Consider the following 16,978-nt stretch of genomic DNA (forward strand, 5'->3'; position numbering starts at 1 on the left):
GGATATTTGTCCCGCCCCCGCTGAGGCAATCCGCCGCAGCCCGTCAATCGCGCAGGTGCGAAATGAGCGGCGGGCATGGCTCGGCCTGGCCGGCGTGGTTGGCTGGCGCGTCAATGGAAATGGGGACCGCATCCCCCCGGAATTTCCAGTCCGGGGGATGCGGTCCGAGTCGGGGATGGAACCGTCCGCCGGCACCTCAATCCATCGGCAGGCCGACGTAATTCTCGGCGAGCGCCGTCATGGCGGCGCGGGAATTGACGACATAGTCCAGCTCGGCCAGATGCACGCGCTGCTCGAAGGGCGATTCCCGCTCGTTCCGGTGCAGCATGGTGGTCATGTACCAGGAGAAGCGCTCCGCCTTCCAGATGCGGCGCAGGCAGGTGGCGCTGTAGCGTTCCAGCCCGTCGGTGCTGCCGGATTTGTAATAGGCGGTCATGGCGCGCGACAGCACCAGCACGTCGGCCACCGCCAGATTCAGCCCCTTGGCGCCGGTCGGCGGCACGATGTGGGCGGCGTCGCCGGCGATGAACAGGCGGCCATGCTGCATCGGATCGCAGACGAAGCTGCGCATGGCGATGATGCCCTTCTGGAAGATCGGCCCCTCCTTCAGGGTCCAGCCGCTCTCGTCCTCCAGCCGGCGGTGCAGTTCCGACCAGATGCGGTCGTCGGACCAGTTGGCGATGTCGTCCTTGGGATCGACCTGGATGTAGAGCCGCTGCACCTCCGGCGAGCGGGTGCTGAGCAGGGCGAAGCCGCGCTCGTGGTTGGCGTAGATCAGTTCGGGGTGCGAGGGCGGCGCCTCGGTCAGGATGCCGAGCCAGCCGAAGGGATAGACGATCTGGTATTCGCTGCGCCCGGCGGCGGGGATCGCCTGCCGGCTCGGCCCGTGGAAGCCGTCGCAGCCGGCGACAAAGTCGCAGCGCAGCTCCTCCACCGGCTCCTCCGGGCCGCGGTGGAACCGCACGCGCGGCGCCTTGCCGTCGAGGTCGTGGAACTGCACGTCGGACACGCCGAACAGGATGGTGCCGCCATCCTCCAGCCGGGCGGAGACGAGGTCGCGGATGACCTCATGCTGGGCATAGACGGTGACGCGCTTGCCGCCGGTCAGCTCGGCCATGTCGATGTGGTGGCTCCGGCGGTCGAAGCGCAGGGTGATGCCGGAATGGAAATGGCCCTCGCGCATCATGCGCTCGCCCAGCCCCATCCCGTTCATCAGGTCGACCACCCACTGTTCCAGCACGCCGGCGCGGATGGTGCCCTCGATCTCCTCGCGGCTGCGGCTTTCCAGGATCACCGACTCGATGCCCTGGCGGTGCAGCAGATGGGACAGGAACAGGCCGGCCGGGCCGGCGCCGACGATGGCGACCTGGGTGCGGGTCGATTTGGTGGTCTGCATGTCTCTCTCGCCCTGTTGGGATAAGCCGCGGCGCCGCTCCAGTCGGATTTCTTCGTGCGCCAAATGTTATGAAAGATGCTAGTTCACCAAGCGGATTGATGGACATAGACGAACCGGTGAAAGGCTTGTACTTTTCATCGCCATCCCGCCGGAGCCCGTGCGATGTCCGCCCATTCCATCCATCCCGGCCATAATGCCGAACCCATTCCCCGCTATTGGCTATATGGCGAGCCACCGGCGGTTCCGGAATTGCGCTTCGTCCATATCGAGACGATCCCGGAGCGGATGCGCTTGTACAATTGGGAGGTCCAGCCCCACCGCCACGACGGGCTGATCCACGCGCTGCTGGTCACCGGCGGCGGCGGGCGGCTGACCGCGGACGGGGCGGAGGTGGCGTTCCGCGCGCCGGCCCTGATCATCGTGCCGGCGCAGGTGGTGCATGGCTTCCGTTTCGAGCCCGCCACCGACGGGCATGTGCTGACCATGTCGGAAGGCTTCCTGGCCGGTGTGCTGGCGGCGGCGCCGGAGGCGGAGCTGCGCGAGGCCCCGGCCCTGCCGCTGGCCTGGGATCTGGAGGCGGGGTCGGATGCGGCGGCGGCGCTGGACCGCGGCTTCGCCGACATCCGGCGGGAGTTCCGCGCCCACCATATCGGCCGGGCCAGCGCCATCTCGGCGCAGGTGATGCTGCTGCTGGTCGCCACCGCGCGGTTGGCGGCGGAACGGCGGCGCGCTGGGGCGGGGCCGGACGGGCAGGGGGTGTCGCCGGATGTGCGGCTGCTCGCCCGGCTGCGGCCGATGATCGACGAGCGGTTCGGCCAGCATTGGCCGGTCGAGCGTTATGCCGCCGCGCTGGGCGTCACCCCCGGCCGGCTGAACGCCGCCTGCCGCCGGGTGACCGGCCTGTCGACCCTGCAACTGGTCCATGCCCGGCTGATGCTGGAGGCCCGGCGGTCGCTGATCTACACCAGCCATGGCATGGCGGAGATCGGCTATGCCCTGGGCTTCGAGGATCCGGCCTATTTCTCCCGTTTCTTCACCAAGCGCGAAGGGCGGTCGCCGCAGGCCTTCCGCCGGGCGCATGCCCTGGGGGGTGGCGGGGAGCGGTCCGACGGGAGGCAGCCTTGATGGGAACGGTCTTGACCGGAGCGGGCAAGGCTCACCACAGTAGCAGCCTCGCGTCCGGCGGTGCCGCCGTGGCGCGAAACGGTTTCCGGGAAAGGGTGATGGCGATGGACAGCCTGGACGTCACGATGCGGGAGGCGGCCGAGACGGTCGAACAGTCGCTGTGGCGCCGCCTGCGCGCCGACGCCGCCCGCGTGGCGGAGGAGGAAAGCGGCCTCGCCCCCTTCCTGTATGACGCGGTGCTGGCGCGCGCCGGTTTCGGCCCGGCGCTGGCGGCGCTGCTGGTGCGCAAGCTGGCCGACCGCGCCATGCCGGAGGACCGGCTGGCCGCCGTGGTGCGCGACGCCATGGAGTCCGATCCGGCGATCGTCGACTCCGCCGCCGCCGACCTCGCCGCCATCCTGGCGCGTGACCCGGCGGCCGATGGCTGCCTGACGCCCTTCCTCTATTTCAAGGGCTTCCACGCCCTGCAATGGCACCGCGTCGCCAACTGGCTGTGGAAGCGGCAGCGCCACGACCTCGCCCATTTCCTGCAAAGCCGGGTGTCGGAAGCCTTCGCCGTCGACATCCATCCGGCGGTGCCGGTCGGGCGCGGCGTCTTCATCGACCATGGCACCGGCGTGGTGATCGGCGAGACGGCCGTGATCGGCAACGACGTGTCGATCCTGCAGAACGTCACGCTGGGCGGCACCGGCAAGGAGCATGGCGACCGCCACCCGAAGGTGCGCGACGGCGTGCTGCTGTCGGCCGGGGCCAAGGTGCTGGGCAACATCACCATCGGCGCCCGTGCCAAGGTCGGCGCCGGCAGCGTCGTGCTGAAGGACGTCCCCGGCTGCGCCACCGTCGCCGGCGTGCCGGCCAAGGTGGTCGGCTGGTGCCGCGACGAGCCGGCCCCGGCGCTCACCATGGACCAGAGCCTGCAACAGGGCGATTACAGCATCTGAGCGGGCCCCGGCCCAGGCCGGTCCATGGGGCAAGCCGCAAGTCCCATGCGGCAATGGCGGAACCGGCGAAATTGCGAAGGTCAAGGTAAAAGAGCGCATTTTTCTTTATTTATAGGCCTATAGTCCTTTCGATTGGGGTGCGCCGGGTCGGTGGCATTGACGTGTCGTACGACCTCCATCCGGCCGCATCCATGGCGAAGGTCCCCTTGTCGGGTGGCTTTCTCATTCCCGGAAGGAGGCGTTCCATGGCCGTAGCACTCCCCCTGATCACCGCTCTCACTCCCGTCATCGCCGAGCTGCTCGACAGGATTCCCGACCCCGACGACAAGGCGAAGGCCGCCGCGAGCGCCAACGCGCGGATCGTCGCCATGCTCCAGGCCGGCGACACGGCACAGCTTGGTGTGAATGCGGCCGAGGCGGCGAATCCGTCGCTGTTCGTCAGCGGCTGGCGTCCGGCCGTCGGTTGGGTCTGCGTGTTGGGGCTGCTGGTTCAGACCGTAGGCTATCCGCTGATGGGATGGGGCCTGTCGATCTGGTCGCCCGGCACGGCGATGCCGCGGATCGATACCGACACGCTGATGGGGCTGCTGGTGCCGATGCTGGGGCTGGGCGCCTATCGGACCTTCGAGAAGGTGAAGGGGGTGGCGCGGTGACGCGGGCCAGAAGGCGCGGGGCATGCCCCGTCAGCCGAACAGATCCAGTTCCGGATCCGGCGCGGTTTCCGGATGGGTCAGGTCGGTGCAGCCGATGCCGATCAGGCGGAAGGCGCGGCCGTCCACCTCGCGCTCCAACAGCGCGATGCCGGCCGCCAGGATCGCCTCGGCCGCGCGGGTCGGCTCCACCCGGCGCGAGCGGGTCAGCTGCTGGAAATCCTTGGTCTTCAGCTTCAGAACCACGCTGCGGCCCAGCAGCCCCTCGCGCTCCAGCCGGCGGGCCACCTTGTCGGCCAGCGGGCGCAGCTCCTGCGCCAGGGCGGGCAGGGTGGTGACGTCCCAGTCGAAGGTCTCCTCCGACGAGATGCTCTTGCTCGGCGACTCGGGATGGACCCGGCGCGAATCCTCGCCGCGGGCATAGTTGAACAGCACGCGGCCCATGGCGCCATAGCGCTTGACCAGCCAATGCTCGTCCTTGTCCTGGAGATCGCCGACGCGGGTGATGCCGTCGGCGAACAGCTTGCGCTCCAGCGCCGGGCCGACGCCCCACAGGATGGTGACCCGCTTGGGCGCCAGGAAGCCCGCCGCCTCCGCCCGGCCGAGCGCGGAGAAGCCGCGCGGCTTGTCGAGGTCCGATGCGATCTTCGCCAACAGCTTGTTGTAACTGAGGCCGATCGAGGCGGTGATGCGCAGCTCCCGCTCGAAGCGGCGGACGATCTCCACCAGCGCCTGGGCCGGGCTGATGCTGAGCCGCTCCTCGACCCCGGTCAGGTCGAGATAGGCCTCGTCGATGCTGATCGGCTCGACCAGGGGGGTGAAGGCCTCCATGATCGCGCGGGCCTGATGGCCGACCTCTTTGTATTTGGCGATGTTGGGGCGGATGATGGTGGCGTCGGGGCAGCGGTCCAGCGCCTCGCGGATCGTCATGGCGGAACGCACGCCCGACATCCGCGCGACATAGCAGCAGGCGGCGACCACCCCGCGATGGTCGTCGCCGCCGACGATCACCGGGCGGCTGACCAGCTCCGGCCGGTCGCGCTTCTCCACGGTGGCATAGAAACTGTCGCAGTCGATGTGGCCGATGGGCAGGCTGTGCAGCTCGGCATGGCGGAACAGCCGTCGGCTGCCGCATTTCGGGCAACGCGTCCTCTCCCCCGGTCCCGGACCGGACAGGGCGGCGGCGCAGTCGCGGCAGACGCCGGGCGGCGCGCTGTCTTGGGAGCCGGTCATGATCGCGTCAGTCTAGCAAATGGGCGGGCGAACCGCCAGCTTGTGCGTACAAACAAAGAACATCGACGGCGTCGACTGGTGGGGGCAAATGGCGAGCCCGTCGGTTTACTGTGGGGCGAGCGCTGGGAAAGCGTCGCGCACGGCCCAATCTGTGGCAAGATGGGTCATCGCAGGAGAGACCGGCCCCCGTCGCCGGCCCCGCTGCGCGGCCTGAAACGGAAGACGGACGCCCAAGAGAATGCTGATCGACGCCTATTTGGGGTTCCGGGTCGGGGACGTGGTCCTGGACCGTGCGGAGCTTGCGGCCGGCACCGCCACCATCAAGGAAATCCATGTCGTTCCCTGCGACTGGGCGCATGGCCTGACCGGCATCGCCGTCATGGAGAACGGCGCCGAACGCTTCATCGTGCAGTTGAAGAAGGTGCGCCCGACCGACGAGGCCGAGACCAAGACCGAAAGCAACGTCCGGCCGCTGCGGCACCGCGCGCGCTGAACGTCGCGCCCCCGCCCCGCTTGCGGGAGATGGCGCTGGAAACGGCAAGGCCCGCCGCCCCGGATCGGGGGCGGCGGGCCTTTGTCTTTCAGCCTTATAGCGTTGTGCGTTTAATATGAAACGCACAACGCTATAGCTTTATGTCTGACGATCGGATTCACGCTTCAAATCGATTCCGATTTTACGCGATCCGATCTAATAAGGCGGCGGGGGCCCCCGCCGTCCCGTCAGTGACGAAGCTGGACGCGCCCGCCGCCGAGCCGCGCGTCGTCGACGCGGGTGATGACGGGGAGGCCGCGCAGGAAGGCCGCACCGGTGTCGGTCGCCTCGAACAGGACATGACCCTGGCGGTCCTGGCCGCGGAAGCGGGCCTCGGTCGCCATGCCGGCATTGCGGACGGCGGCCGACAGCTCGGACACGGCCTTCCAGATGCGGGCGCGATGTTCGGCGGCGCTGGCGCAGCCGGTCGCGTCGGCGGCGGCCAGGGTGACGGTGAAGGAATGAAGCTCGATCGCCATGGTGGCACCACGGAACTTGGAGTGCGGGATTGGAGAAACCCGGAACGCTCCGGCCATCAGCCGGATACGGCGCCGGCCTTTGGGATCGAGAAACTCAGTCGTAACGGGGAAGTTTCGACAGGACGATGTCGCTGATGAGACCGCGGAGCTGGCTGACCGGGAGCTCGCCAACCGGAATGTTGACGGCGCGCGCGTAGGTCTCGCAAACATGCCAGGCATGGTCGGGTTCGACCAGGATGTGCCGGGCGAGATCATGGTCATCGGCGTTCGCCCGACCGGGGAGCGCCTTTTCACAGGCCAGAGCGGTTTGCACCATGTCGCTGGCCAGACTGTGCAGATTCATGGATGGCACCTTCCCATGTTCGGGAATTGATTGGGGACACGAACAAACTAGACCTTCGGGCCGGATTCGACAACGGTGACTATGACGTTCGTCCGTGACATTTCGACGAGGCTCCTCGTCGATCGCGTGCCACGGCGAAGGTTCCGGCATGTTGCCGCGACCGGCCCTTGGCGAAGAGAACATAAGTCCGGGCGTTTTATTCCGGCTGTGACCGTTTCGCGGGTCTGCTGCGGCATTTTCCGGCCCGGTCCCACCGCACTCTCCACTTGCGCCGGGCATGCCTTCGCATAAGGGGGGTGAAGGCAGCCGTTCAGGTGCGGATCAGCCCGTCCGGCTTCGCCGGAGCGGGCGGAGCCGGCGGTGCCGGGTTCGGCGCCAGCGAGGGCGGCGTCAGTTGCCAGCCGTCCAGCGCCCGCTTCAAGGCGTCCAGCCCGGCCCCGGCCGAGGATTTCGCCTCGTCGGCGGCGCGGGTGATGGCGGCGCACAGCGCGGCGCGGCGCCTGGGATCGTCGCGGCTTGCCTCCAGCGCGCGGCCGACATCGTCGGTGGTGGCGCCGCCCTTGGCGTCGGGCTGCACCGTCTTCGGGTCGATGCCCAGCAGCGGCAGCAGGTAATCCCGGCCCTTCTCGCGCGCCAGCGCCACCGCCTTGTCACCGAAGCGTTCCGCCGCCGCCAGACCGGTGTCCCAGGCGCTGAGCGCCGCCGAGACGGTCGGGCTGCACCGCCCGGCCGGATCCTCCGGCGCCATGGAGGGCGGCGCCATGGTCGGCGGGGCCGTCTGGGCGTGCAGGGGGGCCGCGCTCAGGAGCAGGGCGGCCAGGGCGGGTGGTGCCAGGCGGCGGAGGAGGGCGGGCGGGCACGTCATGCGGGAAACCCCGTGGTCGTCGGTTGGCCTTCCGGTCATTTGGGGAGGCGGCCGGAGTCTTTCCATGCCGGCCATTAAGCCGGCCAAGCCATGCCGGCCATGATGCCCGCCAAAACGGCCGCGGTCCAACCGGTTCGACGGGGAGATGGCGGCATCCCGCCGCGACCTGTGGCGATTTTGCTACCAGATGACTGTTTCATGACTTTTCCATGACATGCCGGCGCTGCACCGCACCGCGAAGCGTGCTAAGAGCAGCGCCAAACCATACCGGCCTTTCATCCTAATCCAGGCGAGTTACCGTCCCATGCTGCTGCGCGCTTTCCGTTCGCTGATGCCGAAGGAGGAACGCTTCGTCGACCAGTTCGTCGAGCAGGCCCGCCACATCGCCGCCGCGGCGGCGGCCCTGGAGGCGGTGATGGACTCGGGACCGGACGACCGCGCACGGAAGATCGCCGCGCTGAAGCGGGTGGAAAAGGACGCCGACCGCATCGCCCAGGACGCCGGGCGCGACCTGCACCGCGCCTTCATCACCCCGTTCGACCGGTCGGACATCCTGTCGCTGATCAACGCGCTGGACGACGCCATCGACCTGATGGACGAAGTGCCGCGCCATGCCGGGCTCTATGGCATCGAGACCTTCGACGAGTCGATGCGCCGGTCCGTCGCCCTGATCCGCCAGCAGGCCGACGTCCTGCTGGAGCTGATGCCGCTGCTGGGCGCCATCGCCCGCAACGCCGAGCGGATCGACCATCTCTGCGGCCGGCTGTCCGACCTGGAGGATGAGGCCGACGACGTGCTGCGCGATGCGCTGAAGGGGCTGATCGGGGAAAAGCCGGACATGATCGCCTTCCTCGGCCGGCGCGAACTCTACGAGATGCTGGAGGCGGTGACAGACCGCTGCGACGATGTCGGCGACCTCGTCGCCGGCATCACCCTCGACCAGGTCTGAGGCGGCCGCGGTCATGGAGGCCCTGCAACTCGGCCTGCCGGCGATCGTCGTCATCATCCTGGTGGCGCTCGCCTTCGACTTCATCAACGGCCTGCACGACGCGGCGAACTCCATCGCCACCGTCGTGTCCACCCGCGTGCTGTCGCCCAAGCTGGCCGTCCTCTGGGCGGCCTTTTTCAATTTCATCGCCTTCCTGTTCTTCGGCCTGCATGTCGCCACCACCGTCGGCACCGGACTGGTCGATCCGCTGGTGATGGACCCGGCGGTGATCCTGGCGGCGCTGATCGGCGCCATCGGCTGGAACCTGATCACCTGGTGGCTCGGGCTGCCCTCCTCCTCCTCGCACGCGCTGGTCGGCGGCATCGCCGGGGCCGGCATCGCCAAGGCGGGGTTCGGCGCCATCATCGCCAGCGGATTCACCAAGACGGCGGTCGCCATCGTGCTGTCGCCGGGCATCGGCCTGCTGCTGGCGCTTCTGCTGATGCTGGTGGCGTCCTGGGCGCTGCGCCGGACCACCCCCTTCGTGGTCGACCGCCAGTTCCGCCATCTCCAACTGGTCTCGGCGGCGCTCTACAGCCTGGGCCATGGCGGCAACGACGCCCAGAAGACGATGGGCATCATCGCCGTCCTGCTGTTCAGCCAGGGCATGCTGGGCGACAGCTTCCATGTTCCCTTCTGGGTGATCATCGCCTGTCAGGCGGCGATGGGGCTGGGCACCATGATGGGTGGCTGGCGCATCGTCCGCACCATGGGGTCGCGCATCACCGACCTGAAGCCCTATCAGGGCTTCTGCGCCGAGACGGCGGGCGCCATCACGCTGTTCGGCGCGACCTGGCTCGGCATCCCCGTCTCGACCACCCACACCATCACCGGCGCCATCGTCGGCGTCGGGTCGGCCCGCCGCACCTCGGCGGTGCGCTGGGGGCTGGCGGGGCGGATCGTCTGGGCCTGGGTGCTGACGATTCCCGCCTCCGGCATCGTCGCCTGGCTGTCCTACCTGCTGGTCGCCGGGCTGCTGCGCCCCTAAGGGGATCGCCGCCCGCCGGAGTGTGCGGGCGGAGGAGGAACGCCGGGCGAACGGATAAGCCCCTCTGGATGCAGCACGGCCTTGACCGGCAAGGGCGGGAACGGCAGGATCGCTTCTGTGGAGACAGGAAACCGGTCATGCCGCATATCGAACGCACCGACCAAGGCGAGCAGTATGTGTTTCCCGGCACCGAACGCCGGACGGTCCCCGGCTTGCCCTATGCGGCGGAAGCCGACGGCCAGCTGACGCTGCATTTCTACGCTCCCCCCGAGAAGTCCGAGCGCCGCCCCCGGCCGACCTCGGCGCGCGCGCTCGCCTCCACGCCCCTGCCCGCCGCTCCGCTGAACAGCGCGGCTCTGAACGCCGCGTCCCTGAACGCCGCGCCGCTCAACACGGCACCGCTGAACGCCGTGCCGTTGCCGGCCAATCCGGTGATGGACGCGGCGCAGGCGGTTCCGGCGATGTCGGCTCCGGCGGTGACCGACTCCACGCCGCAGGGCCTGTTCGGCCGCCGCCTCGCCCATTTCCCGCGGGTGTTCGAGCAGCCTTGACGGAAGGGGCCCCGACAAGGGGGGGCCTGGCAAGGGGGCACCGACGGGCGGTCAGTCGGTGCCGGTCCGGTCGCGTCCGATGGCGGCCAGCAGGTCGGCGATCTGGCCCAGCAGGATGTCCCGCTGATAGGGTTTGCCGATATGCCCGGTCATCCCGGCGTCGCGGCATTCCCGCCGTTCCGCTTCGCTCGCTGCGGCGGTGAGCGCCATGATCGGCAGGTCGCCACGCGGCGGCGGCATCGCGCGGATGGCGCGGCAGGCCGCCAGCCCATCCATCCCCGGCATCTGGACATCCATCAGGACAAGGTCGTAATCGCCGGCCTCCACAGCCTTCACCGCCGCCGCGCCGTCGGCCACCAGATCGATGCTGTAGCCGCTGTCGCGGAACAGGGCGGTCAGCAGCTCGCGGTTGACCGCCAGATCCTCGGCGATCAGCAGGCGTGGCGGTCCGGGAGGACGGACGGAGGAAGACGGGAGGGCGGCTGTCTGACTGGCCGGTGCCGCCTTCTCCCCCCGCCGTCCGGCGATCCGGGCGAGCTGCCGGCGCAACTCGTCGATCGAGAAGGGCTTGGCGATCATCGCCACGTCGAATCCGGGGCCGAGGGCGGCCGGGGTGCCGGCGGCATGGGCGGCGAAGCCGGAGGCCAGCAGCACCGGCAGGCCGGGGCGCATGCGGGCGGCGTGCCGCGCCAGTTCCATGCCGTCCATCCCCGGCGGCATGACGACGTCGCTCAGCAGCAGGTCCAGCCTTTCCGGCCCGTCCAGCACCACCAGCGCCTCGTTGGCGTTGGCCGCGGCGATCACGCGATGGCCCCAGCCGCGCAGCAGACCGGCCAGCATGTCGCGCACCGTCGGATCATCGTCCACCAGCAGGATCGACAGCGGGCTGGTGGGCGCGGGCGGCGGCGGCGGTGCCGGGGCGGGCTCGGCCGGCAGCAGGCGGCCGGCGGGCAGCCGCACCGTCACCGTGGTGCCGACGCCCAGCGTGCTGCGCAGGGTCAGGACGCCGCCATGCAGCTCGACCAGCCTCCTGGTCAGCGGCAGGCCCAGCCCCGCGCCCTCCACTGCGCGGTTGGCGGCGCTTTCGACCCGGGCGAAGGGCTCCAGCACGCGGTCGACATCCCCGGCCGGGATGCCCAGCCCGGTGTCGGTGACGCGGATCACCGGCACGCCCTCCTCCAGCAGGACCGAGAGGGTGACCGAGCCGCCCGACGGCGTGTATTTCACCCCGTTGCCGATCAGATTCAGCAGGATCTGCCGGATGCGGCGGTCGTCGCCGCGCAGCATCCGCGCCGCCGGCATCACCGCCGCCGTCAGCAGGACGCCGGCGCGCTCGGCCCGCGGGGTCAGCATGCGGACGGCGAAATCGGCGGCCGCCTCCAGGTCGCAGCGCCCCTCCTCGATGGTCAGCGCTCCGGCCTCCGCCCGCGCATGGTCGAGAATCTCGTTGATCAGCTCCAGGACATGCTGGCCGCTGTCGCGGACATTGGCGGCATACTGCCGGTAGGATGGCGTGCCGACCGGCCCCTCCGCCTCGCGGGCGATCAGGTCGGCGAAGCCGATCACGGCGTTGAGCGGGGTGCGCAGCTCATGGCTCAGCCCGGCCAGGAACTCGCCCTTGGCGTGGTTGGCGGCCTCGGCGGCTTGCCGCGCCGTCTCCGCCATGTCGCGGGCATGGTCGAGGGCGGTGGCGAGCCTGGCGCTCTCGTCGCGTTCGGCGCTGGTCCGTTCCACGGTGTTGCGCGCCTCGGCCAGCGCCAGCTGGGCCCGGCGTTCGCGGTCGATATAGCGCAGGCCCCAGGCCAGCGCCGCCAGGATCGCCAGCAGCCCGACCAGGCTTTCCAGCACCGTGTGCAGGGTGCGGGTCCGCCATTGCGCCATCGCCTCGTCCCAGCCGATGCCGGTGGTCACCACCAGCCCATAATCCTGGACCGTCCGGTAGGCGGAGATGCGCTCCACCCCGTCCAGCACCGAGGTCGACAGATATTGTCCCTCCGGCGCCTCGCGCAGCTTGGCCTGGAACAGGGGGCCGGCGGCGAGCGAACGGCCGGCCGACGCTTCGGTCGCCGGCCTGCGGGCGACGACCTCGCCGGTCGAGCGGAAGACGCCGATCAGCGGATCGAACTCGAACCCCAGAAGGTTGTAGAAGTCCGTAAGATGATCCACCCGAATCGACACCGAGGCCACCCCGACGAAGCGCCCCTCGTCGTCATGCAGGGGGCGGGAGACCGGGAAGACCAGCGACTGGCTGGCGCCGCGGACCGGCGAGGCCGCGCCGACATGGAGGCGCGTCCCGCCCCGCAACGCCTCCAGCCCGGCCGGATCGGCGAAGCTGGCGATGCGGTTGGGGAAGCTGGCGGAGTCCAGCACGGCCCGCCCGTCGGCGTCGTATATCCAGATCGCCTCCGCGCCCTCGATCTGGGCGGCATATTCACGCAGCCTGGACCAGTGCTTCAGATCGCGCGCCTTCTGGGGGCCGCCGCCGTCCACCACCATGGCCGCGGTCTGGTCGAGCGCGATTTCGGCCGTGTGCACGGTGCGGTGGACGTGATCATCGACCAGCCGGGCCATATCGCGCACCAGGGCGAAGCGGCGCTGCCGGGTGTCCTGGTAATCGTGATGGATCCTGTGGCCCGCGTTGCCCGCCAACGCGGCCAGCACGACGACGACGACCAGCGCGCCCCGTACGAAGCGTCCCACAAATCCCCCCGACCCGTGCCGATGCGCGATGCCGCCCCATCAACGCTTCGGGGCCAAATTATCATGAATCATCGGGAGCCGGTGCGGCAATCGGCGGGGCTGACCCCAGGGGCATGGTGATTCACCTCATCATATGGCGAGAGCGCTTGGAGTGGGCTTGGGGGGTGAAGCAGGGGCGAGCCGGTGGTCCGGCGGAGTCCGGCGCGGGCGCGGGTCAGGTTTTGGACCTGTTCCGTACCTGGGTCGATCACGCCGTCTTGGCCGCCGCCCCGGTCGCCGTCTTGACCGGCTTTCTTCCGGCCGGCCCTGGCGGGGGCATCAGACCCTGTCGTCGAGCAGCGATCCCTGTTTGGACGAGGCGCGATGGGCCTGGTCGATCTGCGCTTCGAGCCCTTTCGCCCAGGGCTGGCTCTTGAGGCTTTCCAGACTGTCGACACGGCCTTCGCTTCGCGCGCGGGCGGGGTCGCCCTTTGCCGCACTGAGCGCGGCCTTGATGACCTTCACCAGCGGATTGTCGCTGTCCAGGTTTTCGGCCGGCTGCCCGTCCCGTGCCGAGAGCATTTCATGGCTGTGCTGCATCGAGGCGCGGGACATGGCCCATGACACCGATTGCTTTTCCTCGTCGCTGACCGTGTCGAGGAATTTGGCTCCGGCCTTCATCGCGTTCGCCATGTTTCCCTGAAAGGCGGCGATGCTGGCGGGATTGGCGGAATCGATGCCCTGGGCCCGCTCCACCTGCTGTCCCATCAGGAAGTCGGCCGCGCCCTGCTCGTCCTTGCTGAACTGGCCGCCGGCGTTGCTGGCGACGGCATAGAGCGCGCGACGATCCATGCCTTGGAAGGCGGCCTCCCAGTCCTTGCCGGAGCTGTGCATGTCCATCGCCTTGCCGCGTTGCTGGTAAACGGCATCGAGCGCGGCGCGGGCGTCCTTGGCGACCGTGGCGAAGTTCGTCCCGGCCGCACCTCCCCCGGCGGATGTGGCGGCGGATGTGGCGGCGCCGGTTCCGCCGGCCGACGGTCCGGTCGCGCGTGCGTCCGAGGTGGGTTTCGCAGTCTTGACCGCAACGGTGGTGCTTGCCGCGCTCTGGCCGGAGATCATCATCGCAACATCCCTCCTTGGAAAAGAGGGGCGTTCGGGCGCCCCGTTTGTCGGCCTCTTCGGTCCGGAGCGTCCGGCCGCCACGCGATGCTTGCGGCCGGACGCTCGGGCTGTGATCAGTTCACGTTGAGCGTCACGGCCCAATCACCGTTCGAGCTGATGCTGGTGATGGTGTAGGTGCAGGTGATGCCGGTGCCGCTGGACGTCGTGTTGACCGTCGGATAATTCCACGGGCCGGTCAGCGAGCTGCGGATCCGCGTGGCGACGAAGCGACAGGACCGGCCGTTGTCGGTCCGCTTATAGGTGACGTTGCACCCGTTCGACGTCAACGCGCTGGTGGCCGTCCGAGTCGCGGCCGAACCCGTCGGGATCGTGGACGGCCACGACTGATCGAGGCTGCCGATACAGCTGCTGGTCTGATAGGTCAGCGACACGCTGGTGTTATCCTTCAGCGTGATCGTCGCCGCGGACCGAGCCGAGGCCCGCGCCGGCCCCCAGCGATACCAACGACGCGACGGCGACTCCGATGGCACCCTTGAGAACGGCGTTCATTATCCTCAGTTCCTTTCGTCGTTATCGCGGCCTGTCCGACAGATCATTCCTTCGGCAGGCATGTCTCATGATTGTATTGAGGCGGTCATCGCACCGATGACCGCCCACGGGTCGGCTCAAGCGGTGAAATGCTTCGTCATCCAGGCAGATCCTCATCACCAGCGTGTCCGCGGAGCGTCGTTTCACCTGGGAAGGCGTCATGACCATCATCCCCAGGACCGCCAAACCACGTTGTCATTGGGCGCCTCATGGGGTGCGCTTCTTGTCATCGCAAGACGCATCATGAAGCCGCGATGGTGGTGACGTTTATAATTTATCCCTATAAAATTGCATATCTCATTTTTTATTAAACCTACTTCGGTTCCAAAGCTTTTTGCGCTCTTTCATGCGGAAGAATGAAGTATTTAGAGAGATATGCATGATTTTCTTAGATGGATAATGGTATGATTTCTAATTTATTTTGAGTATGCATCGAGTCATAAATCGATTCTATCCGGACCATAAGATTTTGAAGTTCTGATAACGAGCGGACCGAAAGGAATGTGACCGAACGGCATGTCAACCTGGGAGCGGGAAATGGCCTGATCATCGATCATATCGGGCGTCCCCCCTTGTCGGTGTCTTCGGCAGGTGGAAGGCGGCTGGCCGCTGACGCCCGGCGGGAAAATGGCCCTTCTCCCCATCTTGCACGCCCCTCCCCATGGGCCCAAATGGGCTGGTGTCTGAACCATTGGGGAGATCGAACGATGGGTCTGTTCGATATGTTCAAGGGCAACGCGCCGCTGGAACTGAACCCGCGTCGCGCGCTGGTGGTGTCGCTGATCTATTGCATGGGGGCGGATGGCGAGATCGATCCCGAGGAGATCGGCCACCTCGTCTCGGTCCTCGGGCGTGGCTCCTCGCGCGAGGAGTTGGATGGCTGTCTGAAATACGCCCGCGGCACCACCCCGGACCGCTTCCTGGGCGAGGTCACGCCCAGGCTGAACCAGCAGCAGCGGCTGTGCATCCTGCTGAACATGATCGACAGCGCCATGGCCGATGGCGAGGCGGAGCAGGGCGAGCGCGACCTGATCATCCGCTTCCAGCAGACCTTCGGCTTCGACGACGCCACGCTGCGGCCCTATTTCGAGGCGCTGACGGCGAAGAACGGCCGTTTCGTCCTGGATGCCTGACGACCCGCCCCCCTCCCATCTTTGCGATGGGAGGGGGCGATGGGACGGGGCGTCGGCCGTTTCAGGCGCCGCCGGTCACAGCCAGTCGGGCACGCGCTCGGCCGCCAGCATCTCCTCCACCGTCGGGCGCGGTCGGATGACGGCGAAGCGGTCGCCGTTGACCAGAACCTCCGGCACCAGCGGCCGGCTGTTGTAGGTCGAGGCCATCACCGCGCCATAGGCGCCGGCCGACAGGAAGGCGACCAGCTCGTCGTCGGCCAGCGGCGGCAGCGGGCGCTGCACGGCGAAGGTGTCGCCGCTCTCGCACACCGGGCCGACGACGTCATAGGGTTCCTGCACGGCGTCGGCCGCCGGCTCCGCCACCGGGACGATGCCGTGATAGGCGTCGTAGAGCGATGGGCGGATCAGGTCGTTCATCGCCGCGTCGACGATGGCGAAGCGGCGGTGCAGCCCCTGCTTCACATAGATGACGCGGCTGACCAGGATGCCGGCGTTGCCGACCAGCGAGCGGCCCGGCTCCAGCGTGATGGAACAGCCGAGATTGCCGGTGATCGACCGCACCATCGCGGCGTAATCGGCCAGATCGGGCGGCGCCTCGTTCTTGTAGGTGATGCCGAGACCGCCGCCGAGATCGAGGCGGTTGATGTCGAGCCCGTCCTCGCGCAGCTGGTGCAGCAGGGCCGCCACCCGCTCGTAGGCGGCGCGGAAGGGGGCGAGGTCGGTCAGCTGCGAGCCGATATGGACGGCGATGGCGACCGGCTTGACGCCCGGCATGGCCGCGGCGCGGCGGTAGATCTCGCGCGCGTGGTCATAGTCGATGCCGAACTTGTTCTCCTTCTTGCCGGTGGCGATCTTCGCATGCGTCTTGGCGTCGACGTCCGGGTTGACGCGCAACGCGATGGGGGCTTCCACCCTCATGGACGAGGCCACCTCGCTCAGCGCCTCCAGCTCCGGCACCGATTCGACGTTGATCTGGTGGATGCCGGCCTCAAGGGCGATGCGCAGATCCTCCCGCGTCTTGCCGACGCCGGAGAAGACGATGCGCCCGGCCGGGATGCCGCCGGCCAGCGCCCGCTTCATCTCGCCCACCGACACCACGTCGCCGCCGGCCCCCAGATTGGCCAGGGTGCGGATGACGGCGAGGTTGGAATTGGCCTTCAGCGCATAGCACACACCGGCGTCCTGGCCGGCGAAGGCGCCGGCATAGGCGTTGTAGTGGGTTTCCAGCGCCGCGGTGGAATAGAGGTAGAAGGGGGTTCCCACCTCGCGCGCCACATCCTCCAGCGAGACGGATTCGGCATGCAGCACGCCGTTGCGGTAGGCGAAGACGCTCATTGGAGAACCATTGGGGGGGGCAGCATCGCG

Annotated in this window: 17 protein-coding genes; 8 read left to right on the forward strand and 9 right to left on the reverse strand. The window is 68.4% G+C overall.

The window, feature by feature from the left end:
• Positions 1-196 precede the first annotated feature (196 nt).
• Positions 197-1,396, reverse strand: a complete 1,200-nt coding sequence (gene pobA, locus AZL_RS27835; RefSeq protein WP_012977735.1) for a 4-hydroxybenzoate 3-monooxygenase — start codon at positions 1,394-1,396, stop codon at positions 197-199.
• A gap of 162 nt (positions 1,397-1,558) precedes the next feature.
• On the opposite strand from pobA, the gene AZL_RS27840 reads away from it, so the two are divergent.
• The 3 genes from AZL_RS27840 to AZL_RS27850 all read left to right on the forward strand — a co-directional run bounded on the left by AZL_RS27840 (position 1,559) and on the right by AZL_RS27850 (position 4,115).
• The gene (locus tag AZL_RS27840; RefSeq protein ID WP_012977736.1) at positions 1,559-2,521 is read left to right on the forward strand and encodes a helix-turn-helix domain-containing protein; all 963 of its coding nucleotides are present in this window, start codon (positions 1,559-1,561) and stop codon (positions 2,519-2,521) included.
• Between the two features lie 98 nt (positions 2,522-2,619).
• A complete protein-coding gene (gene cysE, locus AZL_RS27845; RefSeq protein ID WP_086935493.1) occupies positions 2,620-3,462 on the forward strand; it encodes a serine O-acetyltransferase in 843 nt (280 codons plus the stop codon).
• A gap of 245 nt (positions 3,463-3,707) precedes the next feature.
• The gene (locus AZL_RS27850; RefSeq protein WP_042445999.1) at positions 3,708-4,115 is read left to right on the forward strand and encodes a 3TM-type holin; all 408 of its coding nucleotides are present in this window, start codon (positions 3,708-3,710) and stop codon (positions 4,113-4,115) included.
• Positions 4,116-4,145: 30 nt separating this feature from the next.
• Here the strand turns inward: AZL_RS27850 and AZL_RS27855 are convergent, their stop codons facing one another.
• Positions 4,146-5,345, reverse strand: a complete 1,200-nt coding sequence (locus AZL_RS27855; RefSeq protein ID WP_012977739.1) for a DNA polymerase IV — start codon at positions 5,343-5,345, stop codon at positions 4,146-4,148.
• 238 nt (positions 5,346-5,583) lie between these two features.
• On the opposite strand from AZL_RS27855, the gene AZL_RS27860 reads away from it, so the two are divergent.
• On the forward strand, positions 5,584-5,838 hold the full coding sequence (locus AZL_RS27860) for a hypothetical protein (protein ID WP_042446002.1): 255 nt from the start codon (positions 5,584-5,586) through the stop codon (positions 5,836-5,838).
• Positions 5,839-6,065: 227 nt separating this feature from the next.
• On the opposite strand, the gene AZL_RS35905 is transcribed toward AZL_RS27860, so the two are convergent.
• The 3 genes from AZL_RS35905 to AZL_RS27875 form a co-directional block, all read right to left on the reverse strand.
• On the reverse strand, positions 6,066-6,356 hold the full coding sequence (locus AZL_RS35905; protein WP_042446005.1) for a hypothetical protein: 291 nt from the start codon (positions 6,354-6,356) through the stop codon (positions 6,066-6,068).
• A gap of 94 nt (positions 6,357-6,450) precedes the next feature.
• Complete coding sequence (locus tag AZL_RS35910) at positions 6,451-6,699, reverse strand: hypothetical protein (RefSeq protein ID WP_042446008.1); 249 nt, start codon at positions 6,697-6,699, stop codon at positions 6,451-6,453.
• Between the two features lie 310 nt (positions 6,700-7,009).
• Positions 7,010-7,564 carry a hypothetical protein gene (locus AZL_RS27875; RefSeq protein WP_148219697.1) on the reverse strand — a complete coding sequence of 185 codons (555 nt, stop codon included), beginning with the start codon at positions 7,562-7,564 and terminating at the stop codon, positions 7,010-7,012.
• Positions 7,565-7,868: 304 nt separating this feature from the next.
• Between AZL_RS27875 and AZL_RS27880 the strand changes: the two genes are divergently transcribed.
• The 3 genes from AZL_RS27880 (at position 7,869) to AZL_RS37220 (ending at position 10,091) form a co-directional block, all read left to right on the forward strand.
• Positions 7,869-8,513 (forward strand): DUF47 domain-containing protein, encoded by a 645-nt coding sequence (locus tag AZL_RS27880; RefSeq protein ID WP_012977742.1) that lies wholly within the window; start codon positions 7,869-7,871, stop codon positions 8,511-8,513.
• Between the two features lie 13 nt (positions 8,514-8,526).
• On the forward strand, positions 8,527-9,540 hold the full coding sequence (locus tag AZL_RS27885; protein WP_012977743.1) for an inorganic phosphate transporter: 1,014 nt from the start codon (positions 8,527-8,529) through the stop codon (positions 9,538-9,540).
• A 137-nt stretch (positions 9,541-9,677) separates the two neighbouring features.
• Positions 9,678-10,091: a hypothetical protein gene (locus AZL_RS37220; protein ID WP_042446014.1), complete on the forward strand. Its 414-nt coding sequence runs from the start codon at positions 9,678-9,680 to the stop codon at positions 10,089-10,091.
• A 51-nt stretch (positions 10,092-10,142) separates the two neighbouring features.
• Here the strand turns inward: AZL_RS37220 and AZL_RS27895 are convergent, their stop codons facing one another.
• From AZL_RS27895 to AZL_RS27905, 3 genes are all read right to left on the reverse strand, one after another.
• Positions 10,143-12,791, reverse strand: coding sequence for a response regulator (locus AZL_RS27895; RefSeq protein ID WP_012977744.1), 2,649 nt, complete (start codon positions 12,789-12,791; stop codon positions 10,143-10,145).
• Positions 12,792-13,109: 318 nt separating this feature from the next.
• Positions 13,110-13,892, reverse strand: a complete 783-nt coding sequence (locus AZL_RS27900; RefSeq protein WP_052293793.1) for a hypothetical protein — start codon at positions 13,890-13,892, stop codon at positions 13,110-13,112.
• 113 nt (positions 13,893-14,005) lie between these two features.
• Complete coding sequence (locus tag AZL_RS27905) at positions 14,006-14,323, reverse strand: hypothetical protein (protein WP_042446017.1); 318 nt, start codon at positions 14,321-14,323, stop codon at positions 14,006-14,008.
• An 864-nt stretch (positions 14,324-15,187) separates the two neighbouring features.
• On the opposite strand from AZL_RS27905, the gene AZL_RS27910 reads away from it, so the two are divergent.
• The gene (locus AZL_RS27910; RefSeq protein ID WP_012977747.1) at positions 15,188-15,613 is read left to right on the forward strand and encodes a TerB family tellurite resistance protein; all 426 of its coding nucleotides are present in this window, start codon (positions 15,188-15,190) and stop codon (positions 15,611-15,613) included.
• Between the two features lie 75 nt (positions 15,614-15,688).
• Here the strand turns inward: AZL_RS27910 and lysA are convergent, their stop codons facing one another.
• Positions 15,689-16,948: a diaminopimelate decarboxylase gene (gene lysA, locus AZL_RS27915; protein WP_012977748.1), complete on the reverse strand. Its 1,260-nt coding sequence runs from the start codon at positions 16,946-16,948 to the stop codon at positions 15,689-15,691.
• Between the last annotated feature and the right edge of the window lie 30 nt (positions 16,949-16,978).

The organism is Azospirillum sp. B510, assembly GCF_000010725.1.
GTDB lineage: Bacteria > Pseudomonadota > Alphaproteobacteria > Azospirillales > Azospirillaceae > Azospirillum > Azospirillum lipoferum_B.

What these genes read in the sequence shown, in the direction of transcription:
- AZL_RS35905 (WP_042446005.1), bottom strand. Translation starts at nt 6,356, where the DNA reads ATGGCGATCGAGCTTCATTCCTTCACCGTCACCCTGGCCGCCGCCGAC.
- AZL_RS27875 (WP_148219697.1), bottom strand. Translation starts at nt 7,564, where the DNA reads ATGACGTGCCCGCCCGCCCTCCTCCGCCGCCTGGCACCACCCGCCCTG.
- AZL_RS27855 (WP_012977739.1), bottom strand. Translation starts at nt 5,345, where the DNA reads ATGACCGGCTCCCAAGACAGCGCGCCGCCCGGCGTCTGCCGCGACTGC.
- AZL_RS35910 (WP_042446008.1), bottom strand. Translation starts at nt 6,699, where the DNA reads ATGAATCTGCACAGTCTGGCCAGCGACATGGTGCAAACCGCTCTGGCC.
- AZL_RS27910 (WP_012977747.1), top strand. Translation starts at nt 15,188, where the DNA reads ATGGGTCTGTTCGATATGTTCAAGGGCAACGCGCCGCTGGAACTGAAC.
- AZL_RS27885 (WP_012977743.1), top strand. Translation starts at nt 8,527, where the DNA reads ATGGAGGCCCTGCAACTCGGCCTGCCGGCGATCGTCGTCATCATCCTG.
- AZL_RS27840 (WP_012977736.1), top strand. Translation starts at nt 1,559, where the DNA reads ATGTCCGCCCATTCCATCCATCCCGGCCATAATGCCGAACCCATTCCC.
- lysA (WP_012977748.1), bottom strand. Translation starts at nt 16,948, where the DNA reads ATGAGCGTCTTCGCCTACCGCAACGGCGTGCTGCATGCCGAATCCGTC.
- AZL_RS27860 (WP_042446002.1), top strand. Translation starts at nt 5,584, where the DNA reads ATGCTGATCGACGCCTATTTGGGGTTCCGGGTCGGGGACGTGGTCCTG.
- AZL_RS37220 (WP_042446014.1), top strand. Translation starts at nt 9,678, where the DNA reads ATGCCGCATATCGAACGCACCGACCAAGGCGAGCAGTATGTGTTTCCC.
- AZL_RS27880 (WP_012977742.1), top strand. Translation starts at nt 7,869, where the DNA reads ATGCTGCTGCGCGCTTTCCGTTCGCTGATGCCGAAGGAGGAACGCTTC.
- pobA (WP_012977735.1), bottom strand. Translation starts at nt 1,396, where the DNA reads ATGCAGACCACCAAATCGACCCGCACCCAGGTCGCCATCGTCGGCGCC.
- AZL_RS27900 (WP_052293793.1), bottom strand. Translation starts at nt 13,892, where the DNA reads ATGATGATCTCCGGCCAGAGCGCGGCAAGCACCACCGTTGCGGTCAAG.
- AZL_RS27850 (WP_042445999.1), top strand. Translation starts at nt 3,708, where the DNA reads ATGGCCGTAGCACTCCCCCTGATCACCGCTCTCACTCCCGTCATCGCC.
- cysE (WP_086935493.1), top strand. Translation starts at nt 2,620, where the DNA reads ATGGCGATGGACAGCCTGGACGTCACGATGCGGGAGGCGGCCGAGACG.